We start from the raw sequence: 14,368 nt of genomic DNA, 5'->3' as shown, positions 1-14,368 counted from the left end.
TGGGTTACAAGTCAGGAGTTGAAAAACAATAAACTCTAAACCAAAATCCAAAATCCATAACTAAAAACCTTAAGGTGGTTATTGCGGCGGGGCTCACCTCTTCCCATCCCGAACAGAGTAGTTAAGCCCGCCTGCGCAGATGGTACTGCAGTATTGTGGGAGAGTATGTCGCCGCCTTTCTTTAAAGAATCCTCATCATTTATTTGATGGGGATTTTTTTGTTTTGTATGCATTTTATTATTCTATCTTTTATTTTCTTTAATTATTAAATAATTTTGCATGTGTGTATATTTACTTTCTTTTTAATAATTTGGTCTTAAATCGCTTAAATTTAATATAACAGTGCTAACTAATAATGCTTTTATATTTTATCGAATTTTAGTTTTAAATTAGATTTCTAATAAAAAGAAGAAATGGAAAAACTAATTCAGATTATAAATGGTTTTCAAGAATTAGATTTCGAAACAGAAGAAGCGATAAAGAAATATTTTGTTCTTGAAAAATATAAAAAAAATGAATTGATTATTGAGCAAGGTAAGATCTGTAAAAAAGTATATTTTATTAGATCTGGAACTGTTCGAAGATTTAGTTTTGAGAACGAGATAGAAGTCACAAAGTGGATTTATACCGATGATCAGTTTGTAACATCCTTAAGTAGTTTTTTTGAGCAGAAACCATCATTTGAAAATTTTCAAACCTGTGAAGAGACTATTCTGTATTCGTTATCTTATTCTGATGAACAGATCTTATTAGAATATCCGCTTTTTTCAAAATTTCATATTAATCAATTGCGTCTTTATCTTTCTAAGATTAATGAATTTAATCATCTATTTCGTGTAATGACTGCACAGGAGAAATACTTATTTCTTTTGGATTCTTTTCCTCAAATAATCATCAAAGCAAAATTAAAACATATCGCTTCCCTAATTGGTGTTAGCCAGGAAACTTTAAGTAGAATTCGAGCTTCAATTTCTTGACATTACATCAAAAAATGCTATTTATTTTTTTTGAACTTTTGTAGTTTATAATTAAAAGTTTAAAAGTTGAAAAATAATAGGATTGGGAAAAGAGCGGTTATTGGGAAGAATGTTCATATTGGTGAATTTACTTCAATTGAAAATGATGTTATAATTGGCGACAATACTTGGATTGGTAATAACGTAAATGTTTTAAGTGGCACAAGGATTGGAGAAAATTGTGAAATTCATTCTGGTGCTATTTTAGGTGGAATTCCTAAAGATTTGAAATATAATAATGAATGTACTTTTCTAGAAATTGGCAATTATACTATTATTCGTGAATTTGTTACCGTAAATAAGGGAACTGCGTCAAAGTATAGAACTGTGATTGGCAATAATAATTTGATTATGTCTAGTGCGCATATAGGTCATGATTGTATTATTGGTAATAATTGTATCATAGGTTTTAGTGTTGGAATAGCAGGTGAAGTGAATGTTGGTGATTGGTGTAATATTAGCGGACTAACAGCTATTCATCAATTTTCTACTATAGGTGAGCATGCTATGGTTAGTGGTTTAAGCCGTGTTGTTAAAGATGTTCCTCCTTATATTCTAGCGGCACACGAGCCTTTGCAATACGCTGGGCTAAATACATTAGGATTAAAGAGAAGAGGCTTTGATTCTTCTAAAAGAGATGAATTGAAATCTATTTATAGAATTTTGTTTCAAGAGCGAAGAAATATTAAATTTGCTTTGCAATTAATTGAAAGTGAGTTTAAGCAGACTCTAGAGCGTGATAAAATTATGAACTTCATTAATGATTCTAAACGAGGAATTATTAAAGGTTACGAATATAGATCTTAATTTTAGTAAACTAAATTTTTAGGTATTATGACTAGTTACAGTGCAAATTCTAAAGTTGATTTTTATTTTGAGAAAGAAGAAAAATGGAAAGCTGAATTAGAACAATTGCGTGCTATTGTTTTGAATTGTCATTTAGCTGAAGAGTTAAAATGGGGAGTTCCTTGTTATACTTTCGAAAAGTCAAATATTGTTTTGATTCATGCATTCAAGGATTATTGTGCTTTACTGTTTTTTAAAGGTGCTTTGATGAAGGATCCAGATAAGATATTAATTCAGCAAACAGAAAATGTTCAAGCAGCACGTCAAGTTCGTTTTATTAATCTTAAAGAAATAGAAAGTAAAAAAGAGGTGCTTAAACAATATATTTATGAAGCTGCTGAAATTGAAAAAGCTGGTTTAAAAGTAGAACTGAAAAAAGTTTCTGAATTTGAGATTGCGCAAGAGTTTCAAGTTAAACTAGATAGCGATCCTGATTTGAAAAAGGCTTTTTATGCTCTAACTCCAGGCAGACAGAGAGCTTATTTGCTCCATTTTTCGCAGCCTAAACAATCTAAAACAAGAGAGGGAAGGGTAGAGAAGAATATCCCAAATATTCTTATTGGAAAAGGTTTAAATGACTAGAGAAAATCTTAAAAAAAATAAAGAGAAACGACCTTGATTAAAAGTGCTTTTTTTTGATTGTCATATGAATTTTAATAAAAATAAAGTGCCCGCGAACTTATAATTGTTTGTGGCTTACTAAATCTTATTTAGATTTGAATGTTAATTTGTAGAATTTGGGATGCTTGACTACTTAATAATTGGGTCTAATACTAATAGCAAAGAATATTATTTTAATGAATGCTGTCAAAACTGACACAGCCATTCTCTAACAACATTTTGAAATTCTTGACGGATCACGAGGAGTAGCTGCATTTGCTGTATGGAATAGTATATATAGATTCTAATAAGAATTTTATAGGTCATGGTTTTTTAGTGGTAGATTTTTTCTTTTGTCTCTCTGGTTTTGTGATAGACTACGCTTACGATGATCGCATGCTAAAATGGGAATTTTATAAATTTTTTGTATCCAGAATTTTTAGATTATATCCTTTTGTAATTGCAGGTTCTACTATAAAATTTTTAATTCATTTCTTATGTTTTAAAAGCAAAAAGAATTAGTATATTTGAAAGGGTAAAGTGTAGACTATACTCTATACTTTGTTGTTTTCTTTTAAAAAAAATAGAACTATGCTTGTAAACGAATTATCAAAAAAAACGGGATTATCAATTCATACTATTAGATACTACGAAAATTTGGGAATGATAAAGGGATTGACTGACGAAAAGGTGACATCTAATAACTATAAACACTACGATGCTAATACTATTGAGCGTTTAGAAATTATCATAGAAGCAAGAGAAGTGGGATTTACTCTAGCAGAAATAAAAAAAATATTGAAAAGCTGGTTCGAAAGCACTGATTCAAAACCGGAAACATTAGAACTTTTTCAAGCCAAAATAAAAGAGATTGATGATAAAATGAAATATTTCAAACAGACTAAAAGTCTTCTCGAAAAAGTATGCGAGAAAATAAAAAGCAATAAAGATTGATGGTTAAAGTTTAAAATGTGTAGAAAACCCCTTAAGAGCTTAAGGAGTTTTTTTTCGGATTTGATTTTTATTGTAAAATGATGAACTACTGTAAAGAGCACCATTTGATTAATTCGGGATACAATTTATCAATCTTATTTTCTTGTTTTTCTTTCTGAGACTTTTTAATTCCGTGTTAAATTCTTTCATTTTAACGAAACCTCTTTCAATCATTACGGCTTCTACTTCATTATTAATGTCCAAAAGTAGTTTATGTCATTCTTATAAATTTCCTCAGCATACAGTATAAAAACGGCAAAAAAAAACTCCTTAATTTCTTAAGGAGTTTCTTGGTGGGCGATGAGGGGTTCGAACCCCCGACCCCCTCGGTGTAAACGAGGTGCTCTGAACCAGCTGAGCTAATCGCCCTATTTTACTAGGTTGCTATCGTTTGTGATTGCGAGTGCAAATATACGCTAGTTTTTGAGTTCTGCAAAGAAAATCGAATAAAAAATAAAACTTTTTTAAAAATAATTTATATCTCGCTGTTTATGAATTTGTTATTAAAATGATTTTTTTGAAGTTCTTTCTAGATTCAAAGTATATTTTAGTTCAAAGGCAATTCGGCAACGACAAAAGTACTTCCGCCAACATAAATTAAATCATTTTCCGAAGCATTTTTTTTGGCTTCCGCGAAAGCGATGGCGACAGAATCGTATTTTTCTCCAATCAAATTGTGTTTTTTTGCTTCACTTTGTAAAGTTTCGGCTGGCAAAGCCCGTGACGAATCTGGATGGCAAAAATAATATTGCGCTTCTTTTGGGAAAAGTGGCAAAATAGAATCTAAGTCTTTATCATTTACAACACCGAAAACAATATGAAGTTTTTCAAATGCTTCCTTTTTAAGCTGATTCATTACAACTTCTAATCCATGTTTGTTATGCGCAGTGTCACATATTATTTTCGGGTTCTCTCCCAATTGCTGCCATCTGCCTTGTAAACCAGTATTTTTCACAACATTTAACAAGCCTTGTTTTAATTCTTCATTCGAAATCTTAAAATCAGTTTCATTATTAAGAATTGAAATAGTCTGCTGAACCGTTTTCTTATTGTGGAATTGATAATCACCAACCAAGTCAGACAAATAAATTTGATCAATTAAATCAGATGCAAAATAGATAGGAGCTTTATTTTCTTCAGCTTTAGCTAAAAAAACAGGTTTGGTTTCTTCGGTATATTCTCCAATTACAACTGGAACATTCGGTTTAATAATTCCCGCTTTTTCACCTGCAATCGCTTCCAATGTGTTTCCTAAAAACTGCGTGTGGTCTAAACCTATATTGGTAATTATCGAAACCAAAGGTGTAATGATATTTGTTGCGTCTAATCTTCCTCCAAGGCCAACTTCAATAATAGCAATATCAACTTTTTCAGTTGCAAAATAATCAAAAGCCAATCCAACCGACATTTCGAAGAAGCTCATATCATTGGCTTCAAAAAAAGATTTGTGCTTTGCAATGAATCCGCAGACAAAATCTTCGGAAATTTCTCTTCCGTTGATTTTAATCCTTTCTCTAAAGTCTTTTAAGTGTGGAGAAGTATACAATCCTACGTTGTAACCTGCCTCCTGTAAAACCGAAGAAAGCATATGCGAAGTAGAACCTTTTCCGTTTGTACCCGCAACATGAATGCATTTCAAATGATCCTGAGGGTTGTCAAGGTGAGCTGCTAATAACTTAATATTAGTCAAATCTTCTTTGTATGCTGAAGCACCTTGCAATTGGTACATTGGAAGTTGATCAAACATCCACTCGGTAGTCTCTTGATAGTTCATTTATTTTGGATAAAATGGTTGTTGATTGAAATAAATTTCGATTTTTGTAGTTTAATATTACAGCGAAAATTATCTTTATTGCAAATTTCAAATATTTTTTAGAATTAATTATTAAAAACCAGAATTAATATATGTTTAGTTTTATTCAATTACAAACAGATACAATCGCACAGGCTTCAAATGTAGTGATCGAAAAGATCGCTCCGCAAAATGAAATTTCAATGTTTGGCTTTATTATGAAAGGAGGAGTCTTCTTGATTCCGATTGCGATTCTATTGTTTTATACTATTTATGTAATCTTTGAACGTTATATGTACATCAGCCGAGCTTCAAAAATTGACGGCAGATTAATGCAGGATGTTGGAGATAAATTGCATTCTGGAAATATTGAATTGGCAAGAACAATTGTAGAAAGAAATAATACTGCTGCTGGAAATATTTTAAAAGAAGGAGTTTTGGTAATTGGACGACCAATTGCAGAAATCGAATCAAACATGGACCGCGCCGCAGACATCGAAATTGGCGAAATGGAAAGACGTCTTGGTCATCTTGGACTTATCGCTGGTATTGCGCCAACACTTGGTTTCATCGGAACAATTTCTGGGGTAATTAAAATTTTCTATAGTATTTCGGTTACAGAAAATATTAGTATCGGAAACATTTCTGGAGGTTTATATGAAAAAATGATCAGTTCTGGTTCTGGATTAATTGTTGGTATTATTGCTTATAGTGCTTACCACTTATTAAATGGAAAAATTGATGATTTTGCTTTAAAAATTCAAAAGCAGATTTTAGAATTTGTCAACATAATTCAAAGAGCATAAACTATGTCTATTAAACGAAAAAGAAGATTTCACGCCGAAGTAGCGACTTCATCTTTGAGTGATATTATGTTTTTCCTGCTGTTGTTTTTCTTAATTATCTCAACACTGGCAAATCCGAATGTTATTAAGATGACATTGCCAAAAGCGAAAGCGAATGAAAAAACCAATAAACAATTAATTAGTTTGTCGGTTACAGAAGATAAAAAGTTCTACATTGACAAACAAGAGGTTGATTTTGAAAACCTGGAAACAAGTTTAATGTCTAAAATTGGAACAGATAAAGAACAAACAGTTGTTGTTCGAATCCCTTTTAATTTGCAAGTACAAGATTTAGTAGATGTTTTGCAGATAGGAGTGAAGAACAACTTAAAGTTTGTAATTGCGACAAGTCCGAAGTAGATTTACAATTAGGGCGTGACCCCAATAAAAAAATGGGCAAATCATCATCATGTTGATTCGCCCATTTTTTTATTGAGGTCGGGCTATCCGCGCTACTTCGGTAGCTTGCTTCTATCCCTCACGCAAACACAACATAAATTTTACATAACAATATGTCATCCTGAGCGAAGTTGAAGGACATACAAGTAATTCCTCAAGGAGAATCACCAATCTTTGTAGAGCTTCTTGCGTGTCCTTCGACTTCGCTCAGGATGACAAACTAATTGTAAGTAATTAGATAGAAACTAAAAAAGGCTTTCTGAATTTTCAGAAAGCCTTTTTTATGTTAATTATAATTTTTGTAAATCTGTGCAATTCGTGTTTTAATCCAAACTAAAATTATAAATAATTTTTCCCACTTGTTTGGCTGCAGCATTTGCATCTGCCGACCATTTTGTGTTTAATGCTGCAATTTTAGCTTGTTCTAATAAACAACTTGCAGTGTTGGTTGTTCCTTTTACTCCAGCTGTAGCGCTTATCGTTTTTCCGTTTTGATCAACAGTAACTTCTACAACCACTTTTCCTTCTTCATTGCAAGTATATTTTGGAGCAGGTTTAGATAATGCCTTTCGTCCGTTTAAAGAATATCCAGATCCACCGCCAGAACCACCGCCGCTTCCAGCTCCGTAACCGCTTCCTGAGCCGATACCACTTCCAGTTCCGTTACCGCCTCCAGTTCCTCCGCCAGAACCACCACTTCCATAATAACCGTTAGAGTTTAAGCTTCCGTTGGCTTTTCCTTTATTTCCAGCTGCTTTATCATCTCCGTCACCACCTTTATTTGAACCTTTCATAATGCTTGCTAGTGCATCGTTTGTCGAATTAGAAACTTTTGGTTTTTCAGGAACAGGTTTTTGTACAGGTTTTTCAACTGGGACAGGTTTCTTAGGCTTTTCTTTTGTTGGAATTACGACGTCATTATCTGTAGTTGTATTTTCCTGCGTAATAATAGCTTCTTCTGGAGTTGATTTTGCAGGTGCTTGTTTTATATTGTTTTTAACATCCAGAACTTCACTTTTATAATTAGCACCAGAACCAAGATCACTATCGCCAAAATTTACAGTAACGCCACCGCCACCTCCGCCGCCATCTGCAAGTGCTACATTATTTTCTGGATTATAAGGAGGCCAAAAACGTATGAATAAAAGCAATAGAATTAGTACAGCATATATTGCTGTGGTGAGTAGTAATGATTTCTTTTGATCTGAAGAAATAGTGGAACTCATTTTGATTCTGAATTTTGAAATGTATTATTTTAAAAACGTTTAAAAGTACTAAAAATTGTTTAGAATGTGCGAGAGAATTTGACCTCAAAGTTCGCAAAGATTTGTGAAAAGAAACGCAAAGTTTCATTTGTCTCAAATTTTAGCAAATCTCCGATTAAGTTCGCAAAGCTTTGTGTAAATCTAGCTTTGCGAACTTAATATTTAGATATTGCTTGCGCTGTGAATTAAACTATCTTAGCGTGCTTTGCGTTAAAAAAAGGCTTGTAATTATAACGCAAAGTTCGCAAAGATTTGCGCAAAGAAACGCAAAGTTTAATTTATCTCAAATTTGAGCAAATCTCCGATTAAGTTCGCAAAGCTAGATTTACACTAAGCTTTGCGAACTTAATATTTAGATATTGCTTGCGCTGTGAATTAAACTATCTTAGCGTGCTTTGCGTTAAAAAATCTACGAGAAACAAAAAAAGGACCAAATTTAAATTTGATCCTTTTAATATTATAATAGAAAACTACACTAATTGTTTCAATGCAATTTCAAAAGCAGTTGCACTAATATTTGTTTTTGACGAATTCAAAGCGTGAGCTTTTACAATCGCATTTTTTATAATTTCAGAAGTATCGTTAAAAATAGCTTCGTCTGTCATTTGAACTTTTTTCTCCATGAAATAAGCGAAAACTCTCGCCATTCCGCAGTTTGAAATAAAATCCGGGATCAAACTTACTTTATGATCTACTTCTTCCATAATAGAACCAAAGAAAATTTCTTTATCAGCAAAAGGAACATTTGCACCGCAAGAAATAACTTCTAATCCATTTGCAATTAAGCTGTCAATTTGAGTTTGAGTTACCAATCTTGAAGCGGCACAAGGAGTGAAGATTTCAGCACCGATAGTCCAGATTTTAGAATTAATCTCTTCAAACGGAATCATATTATCGGCAACTAATTTATTTCCGTCTTTATTTAAAAACAAAGATCTGATTTCTTCAAAAGAAAAACCTTCTTCTTTAATCAATCCGCCGTCGCGGTCAATAATTCCGATAACTTTTGCTCCCATTTCAGCTAAATAAAAAGCTGCTGCAGAACCTACATTTCCAAAACCTTGAACGATTGCTTTTTTACCTTTTATGTCTCCGCCATAAGTCGCGTAAAAATGACGAACCGCTTCTGCAACACCAAAACCAGTAATCATATCTGCTACTGTATATTTTCGTGTAACGTCTGGTGAGAATTTTGGGTTTTCAATAACTTTAATTACACCTTGACGTAATTGACCAATTCTGTTGATTTTATCAGCTTCAGTTGGTTTAAAATGTCCGTTGAAAACACCTTCCTGCGGATGCCAAACACCACATTCTTCTGTCATCGGAATAACTTCGTGAATCTCGTCAACATTTAAATCTCCTCCAGTTCCGTAGTAACTTTTTAATAAAGGAGAAACCGCTTTGTACCAACGCTGCAAAACACCTTTTTTACGCGGATCGTTCGGGTCAAAATTTATTCCAGATTTAGCACCGCCAATTGCAGGGCCGGAAACAGAGAATTTAACTTCCATAGTTTTAGCCAGTGACAAAACTTCGTTCATGTCTAAACCTTTTCTCATTCTTGTTCCTCCACCCGCAGCTCCTCCACGAAGTGAATTAATAACAGTCCACCCTTCGGCTTCTGTTTCTGAATCTTTCCAATTGAAAACAATTTCAGGTGCCTTGTTTTCAAATTGTTGTAATAAATCTTTCATTTTGTTGTGATATGTTTATTTTGTGTAAATGTATAAAATAGAATAATGAGAATAATGTATTTGGATCCAAATTTATAAAACAAAAAATAAAGCCGAAAACAAATTGCTTTCGGCTTTAATATTATATTCTATTTTGGAAATTACATTCCTAATAAATTCTTTTTCAAAGTTTCATCAACTGGTTTATCAGAAAGCCAGATTCCAAATAATGCTTTTTTGAAATCAAATCCCTGGATTTTTCCCTTTAAAACTTCATTTTTATAAACATTTAAAGTTTGATCAAGCGGATTGTAAGCTAATATAAACACATCTTTTTCTGTAATAGCATCGCTTAAAAATGACTTGAAAGTTTCAATTCGAGGACGAAGTTGGTCAAGATTTGCACCAGCAGATTTTTCAAAACCTGCATTCATGGCTTTTGTTAATTTATTAGAAGAAACCATAGAAGATGTAATTTCAATTCTGATAGCCATTTCTGTGTCGCTATCAATAATAAATTGAGGATCTTGACTTAGTTGAGATAAATACAGTGCTTGCACGTAAACTTCTAACCACATTTTTGATCTTCCGCCTGCTCCATTAAGTTGTAATGTTTTACCCTGATATTCTATTTTTCTAGGAACTGTTACACCATTAACATCGATTTGGGTTTGTGCCGAAACGGTCGAAAATTGTAAGCTTAAAAGGAGAGTAAGTAATAGTAAAATCTTTTTCATGTTCTGTCAATTTTTTATTTTTTGGGTAAAAATAATGCTAATTTGTCAATTTTTGATGTATGTAGAGAATGTTTTTTTCGAGAAAAGATTTCATTTGAAATTTGTATAGTATTAAAAATCAAATTAGTAAGAGATATTTTACGTAGTTTTACGTATTTTAAGGATTGTTTAATCTTTCTTTCGGGAAGATTTGTCGATTTTTTCGTTGTTTTTTCGATTTAAATGGGAGAATTTGAATTTTAAATTTTAGAAAATTTGCTGCAATATTAATGCTCATTTGAAAGAAAACCTAAATTATTACGAAAACGTTATCGTTATCTTTGTAGATCTATTAATTTTATATGCGTGCATTGTAAAATTGACTTTTAAAAAGTATCTTTGGAAGCCTTGAATTAAAAATTCAGGCTCCGAAAAAACAAAAACAAAACTAACATCATCAACTAAAATGCATTATTTTTTGGTTGAAAAACATTTAAAGTAAACTACTATGGATTTTAATCTTACCGAAGAACATTTAATGATTCAGCAGGCAGCAAGAGATTTTGCTCAAAATGAATTACTGCCAGGAGTTATTGAACGCGACGAAAAACAAATTTTTCCAACAGAGCAAGTAAAGAAAATGGGAGAATTAGGTTTTATGGGAATGATGGTTGATCCTAAATATGGCGGAAGCGGCTTGGATGCTATTTCATACGTTATTGCAATGGAAGAAATTTCTAAAGTTGATGCATCTGCTTCAGTAGTGATGTCAGTAAACAATTCTTTGGTTTGCTGGGGATTGCAGGAATTTGGTACAGAAGAACAGAAACAAAAATATTTGCCAGGTTTGGCATCTGGAGAAATTCACGGGGCTTTTTGTTTAAGTGAGCCAGAAGCAGGAAGTGATGCCACTTCTCAAAAAACAACGGCAATTGATATGGGAGACCATTATTTGGTAAACGGAACTAAAAACTGGATAACAAACGGAAATACAGCATCGGTTTATTTAGTAATTGCACAAACACATCCTGAATTAAAGCATAAAGGAATTAATGCTTTGATTATGACTAAAGATATGCCAGGTTTCTCAGTTGGTCCTAAAGAGCAAAAAATGGGAATACGTGGTTCTGATACACATTCGCTAATGTTTTCTGATGTAAAAGTTCCGAAAGAAAATAGAATTGGAGAAGATGGTTTCGGATTTAAATTTGCAATGAAGACTCTCGCCGGAGGTAGAATTGGTATCGCTTCTCAAGCATTAGGAATTGCATCTGGAGCTTATGAATTAGCATTAAAATATTCTAAAGAACGTAAAGCATTTGGAACAGAAATCTGCAATCACCAAGCAATTGCTTTTAAATTGGCAGATATGGCTGTTAATATCGAAGCAGCACGTCATCTATGTATGAAAGCGGCTTGGGATAAAGATCAAAATAAAAATTACGATGTAAGTGGTGCAATGGCAAAATTATTTGCTTCACAAGTTGCCATGGATACAGCCGTAGAAGCAGTTCAAATTCATGGTGGAAACGGATACGTAAAAGAGTATCATGTTGAGCGTATGATGCGTGATGCAAAAATTACCCAGATTTACGAAGGAACTTCAGAAATTCAAAAAATTGTAATTTCAAGAGCAGTTATTGCTGGATAGATTTTCGATACATATATTTAAATACCCTTTCTGCTTTTAGTTTGAAAGGGTTTTTTTATGATTATTCTTTTAGTTTTCATAAGTTTATGCTTTCAAGTAAATCTCATTCTTTTTCAATACTAATTCTACACCAAAATATTATGAAAAAACTATACTTTCTACTTCCTTTTATTTTTTTAGCTTGTAAAACGAGTACTATAACAACGGTTGAAAAAGGATCTCAGTCAAATTCAAAACCAATTGCGGTTAACTATAAAGTCAGCGAAACTGAAATTTCAGATTTCTTAAAATATCTTTCTTCAGATGAATTGGAAGGACGTGAAACAGGAACTAAAGGAATTGAAAAAGCAGCCGTATTTTTAGAAGATTTTTTAAAGAAAAATAATGTCAAGCCCTATTTTAAAACCTATCGTGATACGTTGACTAATTTTAAAAGCCCAGCCTTTAATATTGTTGGAGTTATTGAAGGAACAGATCCAGAATTAAAAAAAGAATATGTTGTTTTAAGTGCTCATTACGATCATATTGGTATAGAGAAAAAAGAACAGGCAGATAAAATAAATAATGGAGCTAATGATGATGCTTCGGGTGTGACTTCTGTTGCAGCGATGGCGAAATATTTTAGCGAAACCAAATCTAATAAAAGAAGTATTTTAGTCGTATTTTTTGCTGGAGAAGAAAAAGGTCTGCTGGGTTCAAAAAGTTTAGTTGAAAAATTGAAAAAACAGAATTTTAATCTTTACACGCAATTAAATATCGAAATGATTGGTGTGCCGATGAAAAGAGATTATCTAGCTTATATTACAGGTTTTGATAAATCGAATATGGCAGATAAAATAAATGAATACACAGGAAAAAAGACAATCGGATTTTTGCCAAAAGAAGCAGAATATCAATTGTTTTATAGATCTGATAATTATTCTTTTTTTCAGGCTTTTGGAAAACCATGCCAATCCATAAGTACCTTCGATTTTGAAAACTTCGATTTTTATCATCATGTTTCAGATGAATTTAAGTTAATGGATATTCCACATATTACAGCATTTACTCAGGAATTATTGCCGGCAGTTACCAAAATAGCAGTTACTGAAACGCAAGAAATAACCATGAATAAATAAGAGGTCATTTTACTGCATTTGATTATTTTTGCTTCATGAAAAATATTATTGTTACCGGAACGAGTAGAGGGATTGGTTATGAACTAGCGTTGCAGTTTGCAAATGCAGGAAATCAGGTTTTGGCCATTTCAAGAAAAATACCAAAAACACTTTTGGAACACCAAAATGTAACTTGTTTGTCGATTGATTTAGCCGATGAAAAAGCTTTAGCAGAAGTAGATCAATTTCTTTCTTCGACTTGGAAAAAAGTAGATGCAGTTGTTCATAATGCAGGAGCTTTACTTTTAAAACCTTTTGCAGAGACTACACAAGCGGATTTTGAAAGCATTTACAAAGTGAATGTTTTCGCAGTTGCTAATCTTACTAGAATATGTCTGCCTTATTTGCAAAAGGGAAGTCACGTTGTCACGATAAGTTCAATTGGCGGCGTACGCGGAAGCCTTAAATTTGCAGGATTGGCTGCTTACAGTTCAAGTAAAGGAGCTGTTATTACTTTAACGGAGTTATTAGCAGAAGAATATAAAGAGCAAGGTATTTCGTTTAATGTACTGGCTCTAGGTTCTGTTCAAACTGAGATGTTAAACGAAGCTTTCCCTGGTTATCAGGCTCCAATTTCTGCTGAAGGAATGGCGACATACATTTATGATTTTACTCTTAACGGAAATAAATACTTTAACGGAAAAGTGCTTGAAGTTTCATCAACAAATCCGTAAATTAAATTCCAAAATAAAAAAAACAAATTCCAATTTTAAAACGTCTAACATCTAATAAATAACATTTAATTTTAAATTGAGCGACACTCTAGCTAAATATATTCCCGAACATGCGGTAAAACCCGTTTTTGATTTGATAGTTGCCAATCAGGTGCACTTGAAAATTGTAAACGAACGTCAGACTCGTCATGGTGACTATAGGAGAGGACCGAGCGGGAAACATGAAATTACAGTTAATGCGAGTTTAAATAAATATAGGTTTTTAATTACGCTGATTCATGAAATTGCACATTTGGTTGCTTTTGAAAAATTTGGGCGAAATATAAAACCTCACGGAAATGAATGGAAATATACGTTTCAGCGCTTAATGGTTCCGTTTATAAGACCAGAAATATTTCCAGGTCACATTTTGCCTTTACTGGCAAGACATTTTAAAAACCCTTCTGCAAGTAGCGATACAGACACCACTTTATCCTTAGCTTTAAAACAGTATGATAAAGAAAATGATAAAAATTACGTTTTCGAAATTCCTTACGGAAGTATTTTTAGAATCAAAAACGGTAAAGTTTTTAAAAAAATAGCTGTTAGAACAAAACGTTTTGAGTGTTTAGAAATCAGTTCTGGGAAAACTTACCTTTTTAATCCAAATGCAGAAGTTGAGTTGATTACTTTAAAATCTCAATAAAAAAAAACAAATCCCAATCATAGGGAAGAAATTTCAATAAAAAAATTCCAAAT

14 protein-coding genes, 1 tRNA gene and 1 rRNA gene are annotated in these 14,368 nt (G+C 32.6%); 11 read left to right on the top strand and 5 right to left on the bottom strand.

The features are described 5' to 3' along the window. Nucleotides 1-70: 70 nt before the first annotated feature. The 5 genes from rrf to QMG60_RS02230 all read left to right on the top strand — a co-directional run bounded on the left by rrf (nt 71) and on the right by QMG60_RS02230 (nt 3,416). Nucleotides 71-180, top strand: a 5S ribosomal RNA gene (rrf, locus tag QMG60_RS02250). A gap of 233 nt (nt 181-413) precedes the next feature. Next, entirely contained in the window at nt 414-977 is a 564-nt protein-coding gene (locus QMG60_RS02245) for a Crp/Fnr family transcriptional regulator (protein WP_281866740.1), read from the top strand. A gap of 66 nt (nt 978-1,043) precedes the next feature. Further along, a complete protein-coding gene (gene lpxA / locus QMG60_RS02240; protein WP_281866739.1) occupies nt 1,044-1,823 on the top strand; it encodes an acyl-ACP--UDP-N-acetylglucosamine O-acyltransferase in 780 nt (259 codons plus the stop codon). Nucleotides 1,824-1,850: 27 nt separating this feature from the next. Then, complete coding sequence (locus tag QMG60_RS02235) at nt 1,851-2,444, top strand: DUF1801 domain-containing protein (RefSeq protein WP_281866738.1); 594 nt, start codon at nt 1,851-1,853, stop codon at nt 2,442-2,444. 609 nt (nt 2,445-3,053) lie between these two features. Beyond that, nucleotides 3,054-3,416 (top strand): MerR family transcriptional regulator, encoded by a 363-nt coding sequence (locus QMG60_RS02230; RefSeq protein ID WP_057114993.1) that lies wholly within the window; start codon nt 3,054-3,056, stop codon nt 3,414-3,416. Between the two features lie 330 nt (nt 3,417-3,746). Here the strand turns inward: QMG60_RS02230 and QMG60_RS02225 are convergent. Continuing rightward, nucleotides 3,747-3,824 (bottom strand) — tRNA-Val (locus tag QMG60_RS02225). 178 nt (nt 3,825-4,002) lie between these two features. Next, on the bottom strand, nt 4,003-5,229 hold the full coding sequence (locus tag QMG60_RS02220) for a folylpolyglutamate synthase/dihydrofolate synthase family protein (protein ID WP_281866737.1): 1,227 nt from the start codon (nt 5,227-5,229) through the stop codon (nt 4,003-4,005). A gap of 131 nt (nt 5,230-5,360) precedes the next feature. Between QMG60_RS02220 and QMG60_RS02215 the strand changes: the two genes are divergently transcribed. Further along, the gene (locus QMG60_RS02215) at nt 5,361-6,053 is read left to right on the top strand and encodes a MotA/TolQ/ExbB proton channel family protein (protein ID WP_057114972.1); all 693 of its coding nucleotides are present in this window, start codon (nt 5,361-5,363) and stop codon (nt 6,051-6,053) included. Nucleotides 6,054-6,056: 3 nt separating this feature from the next. Beyond that, entirely contained in the window at nt 6,057-6,452 is a 396-nt protein-coding gene (locus QMG60_RS02210; RefSeq protein WP_008464192.1) for a biopolymer transporter ExbD, read from the top strand. 362 nt (nt 6,453-6,814) lie between these two features. Here the strand turns inward: QMG60_RS02210 and QMG60_RS02205 are convergent, their stop codons facing one another. From QMG60_RS02205 to QMG60_RS02195, 3 genes are all read right to left on the bottom strand, one after another. Further along, nucleotides 6,815-7,717, bottom strand: a complete 903-nt coding sequence (locus QMG60_RS02205) for an energy transducer TonB (protein WP_281866736.1) — start codon at nt 7,715-7,717, stop codon at nt 6,815-6,817. A 509-nt stretch (nt 7,718-8,226) separates the two neighbouring features. Then, a complete protein-coding gene (locus tag QMG60_RS02200) occupies nt 8,227-9,453 on the bottom strand; it encodes a Glu/Leu/Phe/Val dehydrogenase dimerization domain-containing protein (RefSeq protein WP_134142809.1) in 1,227 nt (408 codons plus the stop codon). A gap of 140 nt (nt 9,454-9,593) precedes the next feature. Beyond that, nucleotides 9,594-10,169, bottom strand: a complete 576-nt coding sequence (locus QMG60_RS02195; protein WP_057114969.1) for a chalcone isomerase family protein — start codon at nt 10,167-10,169, stop codon at nt 9,594-9,596. A gap of 487 nt (nt 10,170-10,656) precedes the next feature. Here QMG60_RS02195 and QMG60_RS02190 point away from each other — a divergent pair, with 487 nt between their 5' ends. From QMG60_RS02190 to QMG60_RS02175, 4 genes are all read left to right on the top strand, one after another. Next, a complete protein-coding gene (locus QMG60_RS02190; RefSeq protein ID WP_134142812.1) occupies nt 10,657-11,799 on the top strand; it encodes an acyl-CoA dehydrogenase in 1,143 nt (380 codons plus the stop codon). 140 nt (nt 11,800-11,939) lie between these two features. Then, on the top strand, nt 11,940-12,917 hold the full coding sequence (locus tag QMG60_RS02185; RefSeq protein ID WP_281866735.1) for a M20/M25/M40 family metallo-hydrolase: 978 nt from the start codon (nt 11,940-11,942) through the stop codon (nt 12,915-12,917). A gap of 35 nt (nt 12,918-12,952) precedes the next feature. Beyond that, nucleotides 12,953-13,630 (top strand): SDR family oxidoreductase, encoded by a 678-nt coding sequence (locus QMG60_RS02180; RefSeq protein ID WP_134142815.1) that lies wholly within the window; start codon nt 12,953-12,955, stop codon nt 13,628-13,630. A 76-nt stretch (nt 13,631-13,706) separates the two neighbouring features. Further along, nucleotides 13,707-14,315, top strand: coding sequence for a SprT-like domain-containing protein (locus QMG60_RS02175; RefSeq protein ID WP_134142816.1), 609 nt, complete (start codon nt 13,707-13,709; stop codon nt 14,313-14,315). Nucleotides 14,316-14,368 lie beyond the last annotated feature (53 nt).

This window comes from Flavobacterium sp. GSB-24 (assembly GCF_027924665.1).
GTDB lineage: Bacteria > Bacteroidota > Bacteroidia > Flavobacteriales > Flavobacteriaceae > Flavobacterium.
This window is presented reverse-complemented; position numbering and strand designations above follow the sequence as displayed.